Source organism: Acidovorax sp. (genome assembly GCF_034519795.1).
In the GTDB taxonomy this organism is placed as follows: Bacteria; Pseudomonadota; Gammaproteobacteria; order Burkholderiales; family Burkholderiaceae_C; genus Acidovorax.
In genome coordinates this window covers 18,421-36,440 of record NZ_JAXHOB010000015.1, presented here as the reverse complement: position 1 = coordinate 36,440, position 18,020 = coordinate 18,421, and the positions used below count along the sequence as shown (strand labels likewise).

Annotated in this window: 16 protein-coding genes and 1 pseudogene; 8 read left to right on the top strand and 9 right to left on the bottom strand. The window is 69.1% G+C overall.

Going from position 1 to position 18,020, the window contains the following annotated elements:
* Positions 1–29 precede the first annotated feature (29 nt).
* Both U5N23_RS20310 and U5N23_RS20305 read left to right on the top strand, forming a co-directional pair.
* Positions 30–1,052, top strand: coding sequence for a Bug family tripartite tricarboxylate transporter substrate binding protein (locus U5N23_RS20310; protein ID WP_322594555.1), 1,023 nt, complete (start codon positions 30–32; stop codon positions 1,050–1,052).
* Between the two features lie 61 nt (positions 1,053–1,113).
* A complete protein-coding gene (locus tag U5N23_RS20305) occupies positions 1,114–1,506 on the top strand; it encodes a hypothetical protein (protein WP_322594554.1) in 393 nt (130 codons plus the stop codon).
* 14 nt (positions 1,507–1,520) lie between these two features.
* On the opposite strand, the gene U5N23_RS20300 is transcribed toward U5N23_RS20305, so the two are convergent.
* Positions 1,521–2,243, bottom strand: coding sequence for a class I SAM-dependent methyltransferase (locus tag U5N23_RS20300; protein ID WP_322594553.1), 723 nt, complete (start codon positions 2,241–2,243; stop codon positions 1,521–1,523).
* Positions 2,244–2,424: 181 nt separating this feature from the next.
* Here U5N23_RS20300 and U5N23_RS20295 point away from each other — a divergent pair, with 181 nt between their 5' ends.
* Together U5N23_RS20295 and U5N23_RS20290 are read left to right on the top strand one after the other, a co-directional pair.
* Positions 2,425–2,877, top strand: a complete 453-nt coding sequence (locus U5N23_RS20295) for a MarR family transcriptional regulator (RefSeq protein WP_322594552.1) — start codon at positions 2,425–2,427, stop codon at positions 2,875–2,877.
* A 5-nt stretch (positions 2,878–2,882) separates the two neighbouring features.
* Positions 2,883–3,995: an FUSC family protein gene (locus U5N23_RS20290; protein WP_322594551.1), complete on the top strand. Its 1,113-nt coding sequence runs from the start codon at positions 2,883–2,885 to the stop codon at positions 3,993–3,995.
* Positions 3,996–4,034: 39 nt separating this feature from the next.
* Here U5N23_RS20290 and U5N23_RS20285 read toward each other — a convergent pair whose 3' ends face one another.
* The 3 genes and pseudogenes from U5N23_RS20285 to U5N23_RS20275 form a co-directional block, all read right to left on the bottom strand.
* Positions 4,035–5,024, bottom strand: a complete 990-nt coding sequence (locus tag U5N23_RS20285; protein WP_322594550.1) for an alpha/beta hydrolase — start codon at positions 5,022–5,024, stop codon at positions 4,035–4,037.
* 60 nt (positions 5,025–5,084) lie between these two features.
* On the bottom strand, positions 5,085–5,444 hold the full coding sequence (locus U5N23_RS20280; protein ID WP_322594549.1) for a LysR substrate-binding domain-containing protein: 360 nt from the start codon (positions 5,442–5,444) through the stop codon (positions 5,085–5,087).
* 58 nt (positions 5,445–5,502) lie between these two features.
* A pseudogene (locus tag U5N23_RS20275) lies at positions 5,503–5,655 on the bottom strand (quinone oxidoreductase); the annotation flags it as partial.
* Positions 5,656–6,031: 376 nt separating this feature from the next.
* Between U5N23_RS20275 and U5N23_RS20270 the strand changes: the two are divergent.
* Complete coding sequence (locus U5N23_RS20270) at positions 6,032–6,433, top strand: hypothetical protein (protein ID WP_322594548.1); 402 nt, start codon at positions 6,032–6,034, stop codon at positions 6,431–6,433.
* A gap of 8 nt (positions 6,434–6,441) precedes the next feature.
* Here the strand turns inward: U5N23_RS20270 and U5N23_RS20265 are convergent, their stop codons facing one another.
* From U5N23_RS20265 to U5N23_RS20255, 3 genes are all read right to left on the bottom strand, one after another.
* A complete protein-coding gene (locus tag U5N23_RS20265) occupies positions 6,442–7,308 on the bottom strand; it encodes a hypothetical protein (RefSeq protein ID WP_322594547.1) in 867 nt (288 codons plus the stop codon).
* Complete coding sequence (locus U5N23_RS20260; RefSeq protein WP_322594546.1) at positions 7,305–8,171, bottom strand: hypothetical protein; 867 nt, start codon at positions 8,169–8,171, stop codon at positions 7,305–7,307. The genes U5N23_RS20265 and U5N23_RS20260 overlap by 4 nt, the downstream gene beginning before the upstream one ends.
* A gap of 105 nt (positions 8,172–8,276) precedes the next feature.
* Positions 8,277–9,098 (bottom strand): hypothetical protein, encoded by an 822-nt coding sequence (locus U5N23_RS20255; protein ID WP_322594545.1) that lies wholly within the window; start codon positions 9,096–9,098, stop codon positions 8,277–8,279.
* Positions 9,099–9,340: 242 nt separating this feature from the next.
* Between U5N23_RS20255 and U5N23_RS20250 the strand changes: the two genes are divergently transcribed.
* Positions 9,341–10,177 carry a dienelactone hydrolase family protein gene (locus U5N23_RS20250; protein WP_322594544.1) on the top strand — a complete coding sequence of 279 codons (837 nt, stop codon included), beginning with the start codon at positions 9,341–9,343 and terminating at the stop codon, positions 10,175–10,177.
* Between the two features lie 80 nt (positions 10,178–10,257).
* Here the strand turns inward: U5N23_RS20250 and U5N23_RS20245 are convergent, their stop codons facing one another.
* A complete protein-coding gene (locus U5N23_RS20245) occupies positions 10,258–12,294 on the bottom strand; it encodes a sel1 repeat family protein (RefSeq protein WP_322594543.1) in 2,037 nt (678 codons plus the stop codon).
* A 183-nt stretch (positions 12,295–12,477) separates the two neighbouring features.
* On the opposite strand from U5N23_RS20245, the gene U5N23_RS20240 reads away from it, so the two are divergent.
* Both U5N23_RS20240 and U5N23_RS20235 read left to right on the top strand, forming a co-directional pair.
* Positions 12,478–14,355, top strand: a complete 1,878-nt coding sequence (locus U5N23_RS20240) for a regulator (protein WP_322594542.1) — start codon at positions 12,478–12,480, stop codon at positions 14,353–14,355.
* A 103-nt stretch (positions 14,356–14,458) separates the two neighbouring features.
* Positions 14,459–16,273 carry a regulator gene (locus U5N23_RS20235; protein ID WP_322594541.1) on the top strand — a complete coding sequence of 605 codons (1,815 nt, stop codon included), beginning with the start codon at positions 14,459–14,461 and terminating at the stop codon, positions 16,271–16,273.
* A 6-nt stretch (positions 16,274–16,279) separates the two neighbouring features.
* Here the strand turns inward: U5N23_RS20235 and U5N23_RS20230 are convergent, their stop codons facing one another.
* Positions 16,280–17,881 carry an amidase gene (locus U5N23_RS20230; protein ID WP_322594540.1) on the bottom strand — a complete coding sequence of 534 codons (1,602 nt, stop codon included), beginning with the start codon at positions 17,879–17,881 and terminating at the stop codon, positions 16,280–16,282.
* Positions 17,882–18,020 lie beyond the last annotated feature (139 nt).

Below are 18,020 nucleotides of genomic sequence, written 5' to 3'. Positions count from 1 at the left end.
TCCACACGGCACACACCACCACCATGCACATGTCCACCCTTCGCCTGACCTCTTCCTTCGCCGCACAGCGCACGCGCCGATGCGCCCTCGGGCTCGCCGTGGCTGCGGCGGCATGGGCCTGCCATGCGCCCGCCGCCCTGGCCCAGGGCGCGCCAGCCTGGCCCACCAAGCCGGTCAAGATCGTCATTGGCTACCCACCAGGCGGCTCGGTGGACCAGGCCGCGCGCATCATCGGCGACGCGCTGGGCCCCCGGCTCGGCGCCACGCTGGTCATGGACAACCAGGGCGGCGCTGCCGGCGCCATCGCCGCACAGCGCGTGGTCAGCAGCCCGGCCGACGGCTACACCCTGCTGGTCGGCTCCAGCAACGAGATGGCCGCCACCGGCCTGGTGAACCCGGCGCAGAAGTACGACCCGCTCAAGGACCTGGCGCCCATCGGCCTCATCGCCACCGCCCCGGTGCTGCTGGTGGCCGGCCCCAAGACGGGTGTGAAGACCCTGGCCGAGTTCATCGACCTGGCCAAGCGCAACCCCGGCAAGTTCAGCTACGGCAGCTCGGGCGTGGGCTCCACGCTGCACTTCGCGGGCGAGCTCATCAAGCAGCGCGCCGGCATCTTCATGACGCACATCCCGTACCGGGGCACCGCCTCGCTCACCAGCGACCTGGCCGGAGGCACGCTGGACTTTGCGATGCTCTCGCCCACCGCCGCCCTGCCCTTCATCCAGAGCGGGCGCCTGGTGCCCCTGGCCATCACCAGCGCCGCGCGCAGCCCGGCCCTGCCCCACGTGCCCGCGCTGGCCGAGCACCCGCTGCTCAAGGGCTATGACCTGGTCGGCTGGTTCGCCATGGCCGCACCGCGCAACCTGCCGCCCGCCCTGGCCCAGCAGCTCACCCAGGGCCTCAAGGCCACCCTGCAGGACCCGACTGTGCGGCGCCGCCTCGAAGACGCCGGCATGGTGCTGCCCACGCCCCAATCCGACCTGGCCACGCTAATGCGCGACGACATGGCGCAGTACGCCAAGCTGGTGGACTTTGCCAAGATGAAAGACTGACCGCCTCGTCAGGGCGTGCGATCATGTGGCAGAGATTTTTTGTTCTTCCAACGGCCTGCCCATGACGACCACTCCTGCCACCCCCGAACAATGCGCCGCCCTGCGCACCGCGCTGCTGGCGCTGCACCGCCACCTGATCGAGCTGGAGCGGCGCGACTATGAGAAAGTCCACGGCCGGCAGTCGGCCGGCGAGTTCCTGCAGGTCATGGCGTATGCAGAGTCCATGCGCTGGCTGGAACCGCTGAGCCGCCTCATCGTGATGCTCGACGAGGCCCTGGAGCCCGACAACGCCGACGCCGCCGAGGCGCCCCAGGTCGTGGCACGCCGCGTGCGCGAGATGCTCAAGCTCGAGCATTCGGCCGAGGCGGATTTTTCAGGGCACTACCAGCGGCACTTTCACACCTCGCCCGAGCTGGCGATGGCGCATGCGGCGGTGATCAGGGCGCTTGGTTAGGGCTGCGTCGCCTCTCAACCCGGCTTGCGCGCCACCACATTGAGCAGGGTTTCCTCGCGCTCCTTGGGCACGCCAAAGCCCATCCATTCCAGCGCGCCCAGGTCCTTTCGGCTCCACCACAGGTAGGGCATGCTGATGTGCTCGGGCTTCACCTCGAAGCCGGCTTCGCCCAGCATCGCCAAAAACTCCGTCGCGCTGCGCTGCACATGCATGGGGTGGCGAAACAGCAGCCGGATGGCCAGGCTGTGGATGTACGCGCGGGTGCTTTCGGCCAGCAGCAGGTGGCCGCCCGGCTTGAGCACGCGAAAGATCTCGGCCAGCGCGGCCTGCTGGTCCACGATGTGGTGCAGGGTCTGGTGGCACAGCACCAGATCCACCGATGCATCGGGCAGCGGGATGTGCTCGGCATGCGCGTGGTGCAGTGTGACAGGGGGGCTGACCGTCTGGCGCATCGCTGCGCTGCGCGCGGCAAAGTCCGGCTCGGGATCGAGGGCATGGATCTGGCTGGGGCGAAAGCGCTCCGCCAGCTCCGGGATGGAATGGCCCAGGCCGGTACCGATGTCCAGCACGGCACCGCCCTTGGGCAGGTCGGGCGCCAGGCGCTGCAGGTCGTTGAGTGCGCGCTGCAGCACATGCACGCGCCAGGTCGCGGTGGACAGGAACCACAGGCCGAAGCGGGTCTCGGGGACGAAGGCATGCGCCGTTGTGGCGGCCGGGGGGGACGAAAGAGAGGGCATGGATGGGCTTTGGCTGGGTGCCTGTTCGGACGGCTTTTTCTTCGATAGATGATAGGTCAAGAGCAGGCCCTGCTCCCATCCCCTGGTTCGTGGAACGGCAACAGGTACCTGCACCCTCGGCAACCCGCCCTATTGCACCACAATCATTTGAATTCAAATGATTGTGGTAAAATCAATCACCATGAAAGAAGCCCTGACCGACCCACGCCACCGCATCGGCATCCGCCTGGTGGGCCTGGCACGCCGCTGGCGTCAAGCGCTGGACGCACGGCTGTCTGCCAGCGGCCTGAGCGACGCCACCTGGGCGCCGCTGATGCACCTGCACGAGTTGGGGAGCGACAACGATGTATCGCAGAGCGCGCTGGCGGCGGCCGTGGGGCTTGATGGCTCCAGCCTGGTGCGGCTGCTCGACATCCTGGTGGAGCGCGGGCTGATCGAGCGCCGCCCCCACCCCGAGGACCGCCGCGTGAAGCTGGTGCACCTGACGCCCGCCGGCCGGCGCACGGTGGCCGCCCTGCGCAAGCAGTTGCAGGCCATCGAGTCGGAGCTGCTGGCCGACATCGGCGAGCAGGACGCGCTGGCGATGCTGCGCGCCTTCGAGCGCATCGAAGCGCGCATCGCCGCACAGGCATGACCACCATGCCGCACACCGCCACGCCTTCATCATCCGCCAACCCCGCCAGCTCGCGCCTGGCCAGCATCGCGCGCCTGCTGGCCCCGGCGCGCCTGCGCGAGAGCTGCGCCATCGCCCCCCTGCCCTCGCTGCGCAATGCGACCGTGGTGGGCCTGCAGACCGGGCTGGCGGTGCTGATCGCTGCGGGGGCCACGCACCTGTCGCCGTGGGCGCACCTGGTGGGCTATGCGGCGCTGGGCGCGCTGGCGGCGCTGCTGGGGCGCTTTGCACCCGTGGGCCAGCGCATGCCTGCCGTGCTGCGGGCGGGCGTGCTGCTCGTCGGCGCGGTCGCGCTGATGTCGCTGCTGGGCCTGGCGGGGGCAACACCGGCTGCCCTGCTGCTGTGCCTGGGGCTGCTGGCCGGCGCAGTCTCGTGGCTGGCCGGCCGCTGGCGCCTGGGCCCGCCGGGCGCGGTGATCTTTGTCTTTGCGGGCTGCGCAGCCATGGTGCCGGTGGATGGCTGGCAGGCCGCTGGCGCCCGCGTGCTCTTCACCCTGGCCGGTGTCGCCACGGCCCTTGCCGTCTGCCGCGCCACCGACCGGTTGCGCTCCGCCCCCGCAGCGCCGCCTGCCACACCCGCGCTGCAGGCGCCATGGCTGGCCTTTGCCCGCATCGCCCTGTGTACTGCCAGCGCCGGCCTGCTGGCCCTGGCCGCCGGCTGGCAGCACCCCGCCTGGGCCGCCATCGGCGCCATGGCCGTGCTGCAGGGCGGCCCCCTGCATGCCGCCATGCACCGCGCCCTGCAACGCACCATCGGCACCCTGGCCGGCGCGGCCCTGGCCTGGCTGATCCTGGCGCAGCACCCCTCGTTCTGGCCACTGCTGCTGGCCGTGATCGTGCTGCAGCTGGCCACCGAGGTGGTGATCGGCGCCAACTACGCGCTGGGCCAGGTCTTCGTCACGCCCATGGCCCTGCTCATGACCTCGCTGGCAGCGCCTGCGGCGAGCAGCGGCATGCCGCTGGCGCGCGTGCTCGACACGGTGCTCGGCGCGCTGATGGGCATGGCGTTTGCGGTGGTGTTCTCGACGCGGGAGGACCGGGTGCATCTGGCCCAGCACCACGAGAAGGCACGGGCATAGACAGAGCGGCGCTCCCCGCGCCGCACCAGGCGGGTCACCTCACGGCCTTGGCTTGCCCTGTGCCACAAACCGCACGATGGCATCCACCACCCCTGGCGCCAGCGGCTGGCCCGGGTTGGCATAGGTCGCCATGTTCGCTGCGGGGTCGTCCGTCACCACGGCCTTGAGCACGTGGTTGGTGTCGGGCAGCAGCACCAGTTGGGCTGCAGGGTTGGCCTGGGCCAGCAGGCGCGCGTCCGCCACGCCCACCTGCAGGTCGCGCTCACCCTGCAGCACCAGCACCGGCATTTTGGTGGCGGCGGCGAGCCTGGCCGGGTCCAGCGCAAAGGCGCTGATCAGAAAGCCCTGCACCGCCTCGTTGAACAAGGGCTGCAAGGCAGGGTGCAGGCTGGCCGGGTCCACTCGGCCACCGCCCTCCAGCCGGGTAACCGCGGCCAGCGCCTGCTCCAGGACAGGGGCGTTTGCCGGGTTGGCGCGCAGCTGGTCGCGCAGCACATGGCCCAGGGGCCGGCCGGGCGTGGCCACCAGCAGCAGGCCGCAGATGCCCTGCACCTCACTGCCGCTCTGCGCAGCGGCCAGCGCAACCAGTCCGCCCTCGCTGTGGCCCAGCACCCACACGCAGGGCACACCGGTGCTGCGGCGGATGGCACCCACCCAGCTGTGCACGTCGGCCACATAGTCGGTTATGGTGACGGCGTTGGCGTCGGCCACCGCCTTGGCACTGCCGAACATGCCGCGCTTGTCGATGCGCACCGTGGCAATGCCCCGGGCCGCCAGGTCCTGCGCCAGCAGCCTGTAGGTGGCGGCATTCACGCCCATGGGGTTGTTGCCATCGCGGTCGGTGGGGCCCGAGCCGGGCACGATCAACACCACGGACGCGCCGGCCTTCGCGGGCGCCAGCAGCGTGCCCTTGAGCGGCCCCAGCGGGCCCCGGGCTTCGATGGGCTTCTCGCGCGGGCCGGGGGCAGGCTGCGCTGCTGCGGCCAGCGATGCGGCCAGCGCCACCAGGGCCAGGAAGAATGCTTTCATGCAGCCGAGTATTGCCGACGCGCCCTGGCCTGGGTGTTAGAAGGTGTTGCCCATGGGAATTCACAGCCGCCAGGGCGCGCCCTGCGCGAACTGCCCCACCACCCACGCCTTGAACGCCGCCATGGCCGCCGTGCTGAACCGCCCCGAGGGCCGCACCAGGTAGATGCCCGCATGCGCGTTGAGGCCCCAGGGCTCCAGCACCGGCACCAGGTGGCCGGCAGCAATGTCGGGGCCCACCAGCCAATCGCCCGCGGCCATGATGCCCAGGCCCAGCCGCGCGGCGGCCAGCAGGGCCTCGTTGTCGTTGCTGATGAGGGTGCCGCGGATCTGCACGGCCTCGGTCACGCCATCGCGCGTCAGGCGCCATTCGGGGTAGGACCGCAGGCCTGTGAAACCCAGGCAGTTGTGCACAGCCAGCATAGGCCACGCGGTCGCCCACGGCCACGTTGCTGACACCCGCGCCGATGGCCGCCACCGTGCCCGCCCCTTCGAGCCCCAGGCCCGAAGGCAAGGGGATGCGCACCGCGCCCTTGCGCTGGCTCACGTCCAATGGGTTCACGCCGATGGCGGCCTGGGTGAGGCAGACCTCTCCCGGGCCGGGGGTCTGGGCTTCGACGGGTTCAAGGCGCATCACCTCGGGGGCGCCGGTTGCGTGGAGGACGACTTGGTGCTGCTGTTGTGCCATGCGGGCTTTCCTGTTTTGTTCATTCATTCGGTTGAAGACCCAGCAAGCGTAGGCATGCGCGCCCGCGCCAGCAATTGAGTTGGGTGCAGTTAAGCCGTGCATGGGGTGCAGCAATGCGATGCGGGGAGCACCCTCAGCCCGCCACGCGCAAGGGCTACACGCAGGAGCAGTGGAACGGCCGCGCGTCCTGCCTGGAACCTGCCTACTCTCTCGCAGAGGACCGCGTTGGGGCGCAATCGGGCGGCAACCGAAGCGCCAAACATGCCAAGTACATCGGCCAGAGCGACCATGGACGCGGCATACTGACGCGCAGAGGCAACCCATGAACGACGACCGCAACCCCCACACCGACGTGCCCGCTGTTCAGGACGGCTCGGGCCAGCGCCCCATCCCCACGGCCTGGCGGCCGGTTTTCTGCCGCATCGTGGATGCCCTCGTGCGGGGCGACCATGCCCTGAAGGCGGGCGTGCCAGGGGTTGCCGAAATCCCGGACGACACCGCAGCGCAGATACGCGACTACATCAGCGACTATGGCGCCACCCTGGTGGCCTTGCCGCCGGGCACCTGGGAGTCTTCGGTGTGCATCTGGTGCGGCGCGCATTGGGACGTGCTGGTCGATCTGTGGACGCAGGAGGAAGGCCGCAGCGACCTGGTGCTGGGCGCGCGCGTCACGGAGACGGAAGCCGGCTTCGCCTTCCAGGTGCAGATGGTCTACGTGCCGTAGCAACGCTTTCACTGCCTGTGGATGCTCTCCACATACAGGCCCAGCCGGGACACGCGCCCATACACCACTACCGTCTCGCCAGAGACCGGCGCCTGCTTGCCAAGGCGTCCTTCCAGGCAGATGCTGGCCATGGCGCCCTTGAATTCCAGTTGGGCATATTGATCGCAGCCACGCGACCTGGGCGACGGCGCATCCACCGAAACAACGCGCACCTCAACACGTGAAGATGCACCCCAGGCCCATCCCAGCGCAGCAGCCCATCCCCATGGCGCAAAGGCCACCAGGCCCGCACTGGCCAGTACTGCGAAGGGATACATGACTAGCCACCGCGCGAGCAAGGTCAGGTAGCGGCCACGTAGGGAATGGGTAGACCGCTCGGGGCGATAAATCAACACAGCAAACACAGGCAGCAAGGCCAGGAACAGCTTCAGGGCCAGTGGCTCATAGGTTGCACCACCGAACCAGATGAACCCCTGCCCGATAGTCATCTCCAGTACCAGCCCAGCGAGGACGGCAACAAACACTCCAAAGGGAATCCAGCGCGCCACAGATCTCACCCGGTGCATGCGATCAACGCCATCGACTGCAGCCTTGCGTTCAACCGGCGATGGCGCCTCCAGCGCCTCCAGCGCCACCTGCGCGGCGCGCATCTGAGCCTGCAGAATCGCCTCCAACCGTGCCTCGATGCGCGCGGTGGCCTCGGCATCCAGGTTGCCTTTGCGCTCAAGCGCCATGCCTTCGCGCAGCACGGCCGCGACCTCCGGCCCCAACCGGTCGATGGCACCGTCTGCCCCGGTACCGACCTGCCTGGGCAGCTCGCTCGTAAGGAGCTGCGCGCACTCGCCGCCATCGCGGATGTGTGGAGGCGAATTCATCTTGTATGGATCGTTGTCACCAGCAGTCCGTAGGAAGAAATCAGCCCCGATACGCCGACCGTGTCACCTGCGCGCGGCGCAGCGCCTTCCATCAGACCTTCCACGCAAATCCGCGCGGTGGACCCGCGGAACTCGACACGGGCCGATTGGCCGCAGTTGTCAGAGTCCCTAGGAGTCTCGATCCAGACGACACGAATCTGCTCTCGCACGGGGACGCCGGTGCTCCATCCCAGGAATGCAGCCCAGCCCCACGGAGCACCGAACACGGCGCTTGCGCACAACAGAACCACGAACGGGTACATGATCAGCCAACGAATGGACCAGGTGGGCACATCCGCTTCCAAAAAACCCGTTGACCGCTCCAGGCGATACACGCCCCAGGCGAACAGAGCCAACAGGATGCCCAGCAACCAGGGCATGGCGGAGTACAACGCGCCACTGCCGAGGAATATGAAACCCGATCCGAACACCATCTCCAGCGCCACGCCGCCGAACACAAAGAAAACGGCAACTGCAGCTGGCACCCAGACCTTCGCAGGCCCCAGCCTCTTCTGGCCGTGCTGCGGCCGGGCCTTGTGCAGCAATTCCTGAAACGCCTGTGCCTGCACCTGATCGTCTTGCGCCATCTCTCGTCGCACCTCGCCAAGAACCCGCTGCTCGGCACGTCGCAGCCTGGCAGCCAGCGCCTCGGGATCCACTGCACGCCGTGACCGCGCGGCTTCAGGTAGAGCCGCTTGCGGCCTCCCGGTGACTTGGCGATGGGCAGCAGACGCCTCTGCCAGGGCTGCCACGCCCCCTTCGGTATCGCTGGCCGCCCGCTGCAGCGGCGCAGCACCGTCAATTTGACAGTTGTTTTTTCTCATGTCTCGGTTGTTGTATTGAAAGCGAGAGTTCATGTCGTGCCATGGGCTACCTCCTCCTGCAGACGAATGCACCCGGAGGCAGTGCAGAGCGGGCCACCAGGCGCCTCACTTGGCATGCACCGCTCCCACATGCAACCCCCAGCGCGACACCAGCCCGGCCACCACCACGGTATCGCCCGCGCGCTGCATCACGCCCGTCACGGCGGTGTTCATGCACACCCTGCCCGTGCTGCCGCGAAACTCCAGGCGGGCGTATTGGTTGCAGCTGCTGGAAATGCGCGGCGCCTCCACCGACACCACGAGCGCCTCCACGCGCGCAGGTTTGCCCACCAGTTCGCCCAGGTACGCGGCCCAGCCCCAGGGGGCGGCGCCCAGCGCTGCAGCACCCAGCAGCGCCGCGAAGGGATACACCACCATCTGCCGCACAAACCAGGTGGGCATCTGCGCCACCCACCAAGGCGCCAGCACCTCGGTGCGGCACAGTGCCCAGTACCACAGCGGGGCCGCGGCCAGCACCAGCCAGGGGGTTGCGGCGCGCAGGGTGGCGTGACCGGAGACGAGGAAATGGTCGCCCTGCGCCATCTCGAAGAGGGCACCGCCAAAGACGAAGACGAGCAGGGCCACGAAGACCATGGCCAGCCCGTAGGGCACGAACAGGTGTGCGGCAGGCGGGTTGCGCAGCAGTTGCTCGCGCCGCTGGTGGGCCTGCCGCATCCGTGCGCGGCGCTCCTGGTCTTTTTGCTTTTGCACCTGGCCCTGCACGCGCGACTGGGCACGCTGCTGGGCGGCGGCCAGCTCTTCGCGGCTGCGGCGGCGCTGTGGGGGTGCATCGGTTGCGCGGGCGGTGCTGCCGGGTGTGGCAGCGCCCGTTGCGTAGGCGGCTGGCAGCGCAGGGGCCAGACCTTCGGGGTGGCGATGGTCTCTCATGGTGTCATTCTTTATGGCTCGAAAACTCCCTCGCAGCCATCGTAAGCGCAGCCCTTGAATCGGCAAATTTCGCGTTTGCCATGCAGGCTGTGGGTGCTTTGCGCCGCCCTCAAGACAAGGGAGCAAGCGCATGCAGCCCATGTGCCCAGGCACCGCACAACAGAGCCTGCAGCATTCCTGTTTGTCACGTACCATGGCACGCCCTGCCGCAACTGTTTTGACCGAAAAGGAGCTGGACCACCATGTGCGATTCGAATGACGATCTCCACAAGTACACCCGCCGCGACTTCACTGCGTGGGCTGGGTCGGCCGGTTTGCTCACCGCCTTGCCTGCGGTGGCCAACGCTGCAGCGGTGGCCGAGCGTGACGTGACCATCACCACGCCAGACGGAAGCTGCGACGCCTACTTCGTCGCACCGACGTCGGGCCCGGCCCCTGGTGTGCTGGTGTGGCCCGACATCTTCGGCCTGCGCCCGGCTTTTCGGCAGATGGGCAAGCGCCTGGCAGAGTCGGGCTACAGCGTGCTTGTCGTCAATCCTTTCTACCGGCAGAAGAAGGCGCCTACCGCAGCACAGGGCGGCCAGACGCCGATTGCCGAAGTGATGCCGCTGATGCAGGCCCTGACGCCCGCCATGCACTTGAGCGACGGCAAGGCCTTTGTGGCCTGGCTCGATGCCCAGGCCGAGGTGCACAAGGTGCGCAAGATGGGCACCACCGGCTACTGCATGGGTGGGCCGATTGCGGTGCGCACGGCCCTGGTGGCGGCGGGCCGCGTGGGTGCGGTGGCCAGCTTCCATGGCGCGGCCATGGTGACGCCAGCGGCTGACAGCCCCCATCGGCTGGTCGCGCAGACCAAGGCGCAGTACCTGATTGCGATTGCCGAGAACGACGATACCAAGGACCCCGAGGCCAAGGCCAGCCTGCGCACCGCGTTCGAGGGCGCCAAGCTGCAGGCCGAGGTGGAGGTCTACCCCGCGGCCCATGGCTGGTGCCCGCCCGACTCGCGGGTCTACGATGCCGCCCAGTCCGACCGCGCCTGGGCGCGCCTGCTTGCCACCTTCGGCAAGGCACTGGCCTGATACCGGCCTGAACGCATGCACCCCGGGCGCTGCGGCGTCCGGGCATGCATGCGCCGGGTTGCCGCACGCTCCTGGCGCTCTCACTCCCGCCCGCGAAACGACCGCACCAGCATCCACACGCTCACCGCCATGCCCACGATGGGGATGGCTGCGACCACCGCCACCGCAGCGCGCGCAGCCGGCGCCCAGTCGAAATCACGCCCGGTGCGCCAGGCGCCGTACGCGGCGATCAGGCCCATCACGGCCATGCCCCGGCGAAAGCTCGCACCTTCCTTGAAGAACAGGATCAGCAGCACCACGTTGGCCGCGCCGATGAGCAGGGCCAGGTGGCCCAGGTGCAGGGCGAAGGTGGTGCGCTGGTAGCTGCGGTCGCGCTCCGGCATGCGGTCATCTTCGTCGTCCTCCCCCTCGTCCTGCGCCAGTTGGCCGCGCGATCGGCCTGGTGTCCCGCCCTGCGGTGATGCGGCGGCTGGCGGGGCCTGTGCGCCGCCGGTGCGGCCCCAGTCCGTGCCAGAGAGCCCGGCCGCTGCGGCAGCGCCGGCACCTGCCACCACTGCGGCACCCGCCGCGCCCTTGGGGGGTGCGCCGATGCCTCCCGCGCCGGCCTGCAGCCCCTTCTCGCGCAGCACGGCGCGCAGGCGGCCCGGTTCGCGCAGGGCGGACACCAGGGCGCGCACCGGGCCCTGCTCGTGGGGCGCCAGCTTCAGCGTGTCCACGCGCACGGTGGTGCCGCGCGTGTTGGCCAGCATGAAGAGCGCCTGGGCCACCAGCCGGTCCTTGGGGCCACCGCTGCCGTTCTCGATGGCCACCCCCAGGTTGTAGGTGCCATCGGCATGGCCTTCCTCGGCCGCCAGGGCATACCAGTCGCGGGCCTGCGCCAGGTTCACGACGCCGCCGGCGCGGCCGTGCTCGTCCAGCGTGCCCATGTAGAACGCCGCATGGGGGTTGCCTTCGCGCGCGAACCAGCCCACCAGGTCGCGCAGCACCGATCCGGTCCACACCACGGGGGCCGTGGCGGGTGCGGGGGGCGCCATGGGCGCCAGGCTCAGGCCGCCGGGGGACTCGGCCTCTTCCTTCGCGCGCCGCAGCTTGTGCTCCTGCTGCCATTGCTCGCTGGCCGCAGCGTTCCACTTGGCGGCCAGGGCCATGTCCACCGAGCCGCCCCAGCCGCGCTCGTGCATCAGCGCGAACAGGCGCTTGGCGGGCTCGTGGTCCCAGTCCACCGCACGCTGGCACCAGTAGCGGGCGTTCTCGAAGCTGGGCTCCTCCCAGCCGATCACCGACTCCAGCACGGTGTAGAAGGCCGCCAGCTCGTGGCCCATCGATGCGGCCGCCTTCATGCCGTCGGCGGCCTCGATGCGCTTTCGGGTGTACAGCAGCAACTGCTCGTTGTGCACATAGGCATCGTCCACCGCCTTGCGCTCGCCATCGACGATCGCGAGCAGCATGTCGCCCGATGCCGACTTCAGCCGCGCCATCAGGGTCTGTATGCGCCCCTTCCCCTCGACGGGAAAGCGCTCGTAGAAAGCCTGCGCGTCCTGCCGGGTGGGTGCGTCGTGTGCGCCCATCACCTGCAGCGCGGCCGCCAGGTCGAAGTGTCGGCGCTGGCCCATGGTGCCAAAGCGCAGCGCCCGGCCCATGGCATACAGGGCATGCGGGTTGCCGCGCGCGGCGTGGATGCGGTACTCGGCCCAGGCCGTGGCATCGTCGCCGGCCTTGCGGGCCTGCTCGGCGCGCTTGAGCTGCAGGTCGGGCTCCTCGGGCACATCGCCATTGCCCAGGTAGTGCACGCCGCTTTGCGGGTCGTACAGGTTCAGCCCCAGCCGGGTGGCCTGCGCCCAGGCCAATTCGAAGGCATCGTTCCAGTGCTCGGTGCGGGTGTTGATACCAAAGCCAAGCGTCGCATCTTCGGTGATGCCGTCCTCGCTGCCGTCCAGCCACACGTCCATCGCTTCGGGATAACGCTCCTGCAGCGCCCGGCCCCATTCCAGGAACTTGGGGTTCTGACCTGGCGGCGGGCTGTCGCTGACGCGCTCGAACTGCGCGTCGGCCTCCGCCTTGGTGGCCGGCCACGGCCAGTCGGCGGGCTTTTCCCACAGCTGCAGCGTGTAACTCATCCTCGGTTCCCTCCCAGGCTTGGTGTTTGTCACGGATTCTAGAGCGGGGCATTGCTGCGCCACGCCCATCGCATGGCCTGCTTTCGCCACGTTTCGTTACATCAGGCCTGTGACTGCGGCCACATGCTTGGCAGCCTTCGCGTTCCTAGAATGGCCTTCGACAGTCCCGGGAGGATGAGGACCATGAACGACTACACAAGCAACCCGTTCTTTTTTGCATTGCGGCTTTTGCGCAAGGCCACTGCCATGGCGGCGCTGGCACTGCCTGCCGCTTTCCTGTTCTTGATGCCATCGGCGGCAACGGCCACCACCGTGAGCATGGGCACCAGCCACGGCTGCTCGGTGTCCGACACCCACCAGCCCACCTGCTGGGGCAGCGTGCCCATGCAGGACCAGGCGCCCGACACGGTGCTCGATGTGCGGGCGGGGCGGGATTTCAGCTGCGCCCTGATGGCGGGCAGCACCGTGCGCTGCTGGGGCAACAACGATTTTTCGCAACTGGGTGTCAACGCCCCCACCGCCGCCGGCCTGGGCGTGGGGGGCCTGTGGCGCTTCACGCAGTTGGCCGTGGGCGCAACGCACGCCTGTGCCCTGCTGGACAACCAGGCCTACTGCTGGGGCGACGGCAGTCGGGGGCAACTGGGCGTCGGCAGTGCCGCCAGTTCGGCAGCGCCCATCGCGGTGGAGGGGCTGAACAAGGCCGTGCACCTCGCGGCGGGCCAGGGCGTCACCTGCGTAGTGCAGTGGGACGCCAAGGTCGTCTGCGTCGGCCTGGGCAGCGAGCTCTCGGGCGGCCTGGATGAGCCCCGCGTGGCACGCACCGTGCCCGGCATCACCGATGCACGCGAGGTCGCACTCTTCGACGGCCATGCCTGCGTGCTGCGCGCGCAGGGCAAGGTGTCGTGCTGGGGGCGCAACAGCCATGGCCAACTGGGCATACCGGCCGGCAGCGACATCCTGCGCAGCCCGGTCGAGGTGACGGGCCTGGGCGCCGCAGCCAAGGCCGTCGCCGTGGGCAATGGTTTCAGCTGCGCCCTGCTGGTCAACGGCACCGTGAAATGCTGGGGAAACAACGCCAATGGCCAACTGGGCACGGCCCTGGGTGGCACCGCCACCGGCCTGGTCACCGGCATCACCACCGCCACCGCCATCAGCGCGGGGCAGACGGCCGCTTGCGTGGCCTTGCAGGGTGGCTATGTGCAGTGCTGGGGCCAGGGCTCGGGTTGGGGCAACGGCATCTGCGGCACACTGGGAGGTACCTACCCGGAGCACCCTGCATCGTGGGGCCCCATTGTCGACATCGCCATCTGCCGCCCACCGGGCTCGTTCGCACCGCTGGCCGTCAAGGGTCTGGGCGCAGCCAGCGATGCAGGCCAGGTGCTGGATTGGGCCGAAAAGGCCATGCCCGGCACCTTCCCGGCACAGGCAGGCCGTGATCCAGATCCAGTAAACACCCAGCTCCACATGCGCCAGTACCCGGGTGGCCATACGCTGGGCGTCAACGCCCACGGCACGCCGCACCTGCTGTACCTGGGGCCCATCAGCGAGGGCAGGCTGCTCGACCTGGGGCCGCTGGACCGGTGGCTGAGCGAGGCACGCCAGGTAGAAGGCACCAAGAGCGGCATGCAGCTGCAGGCGGCGCCCTACCTCAACCTCATGCCTGGCGTCGCCTTCACAGACAGGATTCCCAGCCCGTGCAAGAACTTCCTGGTGCCCTTTGCCATTCGCGGTGGCGCAAACGGTTTGCCAGAAGGGTTGGTCGCCACTGCCGTACGGGTGGAAAACAGCAGCGGCACGACCATGGAACTGCCCATCCGTGGCCTGGGCAACTACCCCAGTGAGCGCCTCACCACCGATACGGACTGGATTTCGCAGCGCATACCTCAGCCGGGCCAGACGGTACCGGCCGGCATGAAGCTGGAGACGGTGCTGAGCGACATCGCCGAAGGCTGCCCCGTGGCCGTGCGTTCGGGCGACGAGGTGGGCGTGACGGTTCTCTACTCCCTGGGCAATCGCAAGGGACAGTTGCGCACGCGGGCCAAGGTAGGCGCGGCGTACTGAGTTGCACGCCCCTGCGCACAGCGCTCTGCAGCATCGACATCCACCATCCCGACCTCTTTGCCCCGGCGCGTTTGCGCTCCCTCGTACGCCAAGGACCATGACCATGCACATCACACCCAGCGCGCCGCGGCTTCTCCAAAAGATCGTGCCGTCGGCCGCTGCGCTGCTGCTGTCCGCAGCCTTCATGCCGTCGACGTCCATGGCCACCACCGTGAGCATGGGCACCAGCCACGGCTGCTCCGCGGCGGACACCCACAAAATCACCTGCTGGGGCAGCCTGGCCGCCCCGGACTTCGGCCCCTATTCGATCAAGGACGTGAAGGTGGGGCGTGACTTCAGCTGCGCCCTGCTGACCAATGCATCGGTCAAGTGCTGGGGGAGCAACGATCGGCAGCAACTGGGCGGGCCACCCGTGCCCGACACCGTCGCGCGCTACTACAACGCAGACGCCATTGCCGTGGGCGCTACCCATGCGTGCTTTCGCTTTGTCACGCGCATCTCGTGCTGGGGCGATGGAAGCCAGGGGCAACTCGGCAGGCACGTGCAGACCCAGATAGGCACGGAAACAGCGGTGGATGGCCTGTCGGACGTGCGGCACGTAGCGGCTGGCCATGGCAGCACCTGCGTGGCCCGGCTGGACGGCAAGGTGGTCTGCGTGGGCGCCGGCAGCGGGCTTGCGGGGGCTGCTGACGACCCGCGCCAGCCGCGCACCGTGCCGGGCATCAGCGATGCGCTGGAGGTATCGCTTTTCGACGGCCACGCCTGCGTGCTGAGATGGGGCGGCAGGGTTTCGTGCTGGGGCAACAACCGCTATGGAGAACTGGGCGTGCCGGCAGGCACCGGCCCGCTGAGCACGCCGGTCGAGGTGACAGGCCTTGCCGCCGCCGCCAAGGCCGTGGCTGTGGGCAACGGCTACACCTGCGCCCTGCTGGTGAACGGCACCGTGTCCTGCTGGGGCAACAATGCCAACGGGCAGTTGGGCACGGGCCTCGCTGGGGGCACTGCCGGCCAGGTCGCGGGCATCACGGACGCCACGGCCATCAGCGCCGGCCAGACAGCCGCCTGCGCCGTGCTCGAAGGCGGGTACGTGCAGTGCTGGGGCGAAGGCGCCGGCTGGAACAGCGCCCCCTGCCGCGTGACCACCAGCTTCTACCCCGGCGTGCCCGCCACCTACAACCCACCCCCCGATCTGGTCATCTGCCTGCCCCAGGGCTCTGCAGCGCCCATGGCGGTGCAGGGGCTGGGCCCCGTGCACGACGCGGCGCTGGTGCTGGACTGGGCAGAAAAGACGATGCCGCAGACCTTTGCGCCGCAGGCAGCCAAGGTGCCCGCGCACATCGACGGCCCCTACTACCTGCGCGAGTACCCCGGCGGCCACCAGCTCGCCGTCAACGGCCACGGAACCCCGCACCTGATGTACCTGGGCCCGGAAAGCGGCGGGCGGCTGCTTGACCTGGGGCCGCTGAGCCAATGGGTGTTCCAGGCGAGCCGGGACGCGGGCATCGCCAGCGGCATGCAACTGCAGGCTGGCCCCTACGTCGACCTGATGCCCGGCTCGGGCCCCTGCTGGGAGATGATCGTCCCCCATGCCATCCGGGGCGGCGCACAAGGCCTGCCCGATGGACTGGTCACCACCGCCGTGCGCATCGAGAGCGGGGGGCAGTCCATGGAGTTTCCGATCCGAGAACGGCACCGCTTCACCGTGCTGACCACGGCGACGAACTGGCTCTCCCAGCAGAGCCTGCAACCAGGCCAGCCGGTTCCCCCAGGGATGAAGGAGGAGCCCATCTACTACGGCGCAGCAGAGGGATGCCCCACCATCGGCACCTCGGGCGAGGTGGATGTCATTGTCTTCTACACCCTCGGGCAGAAAAAGGGCCTGCTGCGCGCCAAGGCGAAAGTCGGCTCTGCCGCGTAGACTGCATCACACCACCGACACCGAAGCAGCGGCCCCCTGCCCTCCCAGTCCTTTCTCGCCCAGCACCGGCGGCATGGTCACAATCGACCGCAAATCCGGCACCGCCCGGCGCAGCGCCGCCAGATCCGGCCGGGGCCGGCGCAACTCGGGCCGGGCCGCAAACGCCCGCTCCAGCGCCAGCGATGCCCCCAGCACCTGGTGGTCCTGCCGAAAACCGCCCACGATCTGCAGGCCAAACGGCATGCCCCGGTGGTCCACGCCGCAGGGCAGCGACAGGGCCGGGTGCGTCATGAGCGTGACCACGTAGGTCAGGCTGAGCCAGCGGTAGTAGGTGGCCTGCTGCTCGCCGTTGATGGTGTCGGCATATAGCTGCGTCCACGCGAAGGGCGAGACGGGCGTGGTGGGCGACAGGATCAGGTCGTAGTCGGCAAAGGTGCGCTGGGTGGCCTGGATGATGCGCGTCTGCTCGGCCTGGGCCCAGGCGCTGTCGAGCAGGCTCATGCGCTTGCCCATTTCGTAGTTGGCGCGGGTGTTGGGGCCCAGGCTGTCGGGGTCGCGGTCGTAGGCGGCCTGCATGCCGGCGACGAACGCCTCGGCGCGCAACACGTCGAAGCAGCGGTGGGTGTCGCCCAGGTCGAATTTCACCTCGTCGCAGCTGCGGAACAGGTGCCGCATGGCCGCGATCTTGGCGCGGAAGCTGGCGCGTATGCCCTCGTCCACCGCGCAGGTGCCAAAGTCTTCGGTGTAGGCCACGCGCAGGCGGCCCAGGTCCACCTCGGGCGGGGTGAGGAAGCCCATCGCATCGAGCGGATAGCTCAGCGGGTCGCCCGCGTGCATGCCGGCCGATGCGGCCAGTTGCAGGCAGGCGTCTTCCACCGTGCGGCCCATGGGGCCGACCACCGAGATGGGCGTCCACCCCAGCGGCTTGCGCACGCTGGGCACCACACCGGGCGATGGCCGAAAACCCACCACCCCGCACTTGGCCGCCGGTATGCGCAGCGAGCCCCCGGTGTCCGACCCAGTACACACCGGCAGCAGATCGCAGGCCAGCGCCGCGGCCGAGCCGCCCGAGGAGCCCCCGGCATTGAGGTTGGGGTTGAACGGGTTGCCCGTGGCACCCCACACCGTGTTGCGCGAATTGGCGCCCGCACCCAGCTCGGGCACATTGGTCTTGCCGGCCACGATGGCACCGGCCCGGCGCAGGCGCGCCACGAGCTCGATGTCCTGCGTGGGCACATGGTCGCGGTAGATGGCCGAGCCCCAGGTGGTAAGCAGGCCCTCGGTGGGCTCCAGGTCCTTCACGCCCAGGGGCAGGCCGTGCAGCAGGCCCAGGGGTGCAGTGCCATCCACCACGGCCTGCTCGGCCGCGCGCGCCTCGGTGCGGGCGCGGTCGAAGCAGGTGGCGGTGACGGCATTCACGAAGGGGTTGATGCGCTCGATGCGGTCGATGCAGGCATCGAGCAGCTCCACGGGCGAGATCTCCTTGCGCCCGATGAGCCGGCGCAGCGCCACGGCGGATTGCTCCACCAGCGCATCGCCGGGGCGGCTGGCGGTGTCTGGGCGGTCGGGCTGGTTTACAACAGGAATCGAAGAAGCGGTGACAGGCATGTTCTATGGATGGTTGTTCAAGGCGCTACGGCAGCACTCCCAAGGCCGAGGCCAGGACCGCCGCGCAAGGGCCGCCAAGCAGCCAGGCGGCGTTTCACTTGCGTGCGCTGGCGGTGTCCCCCTTCCCTAATTGCGCAGC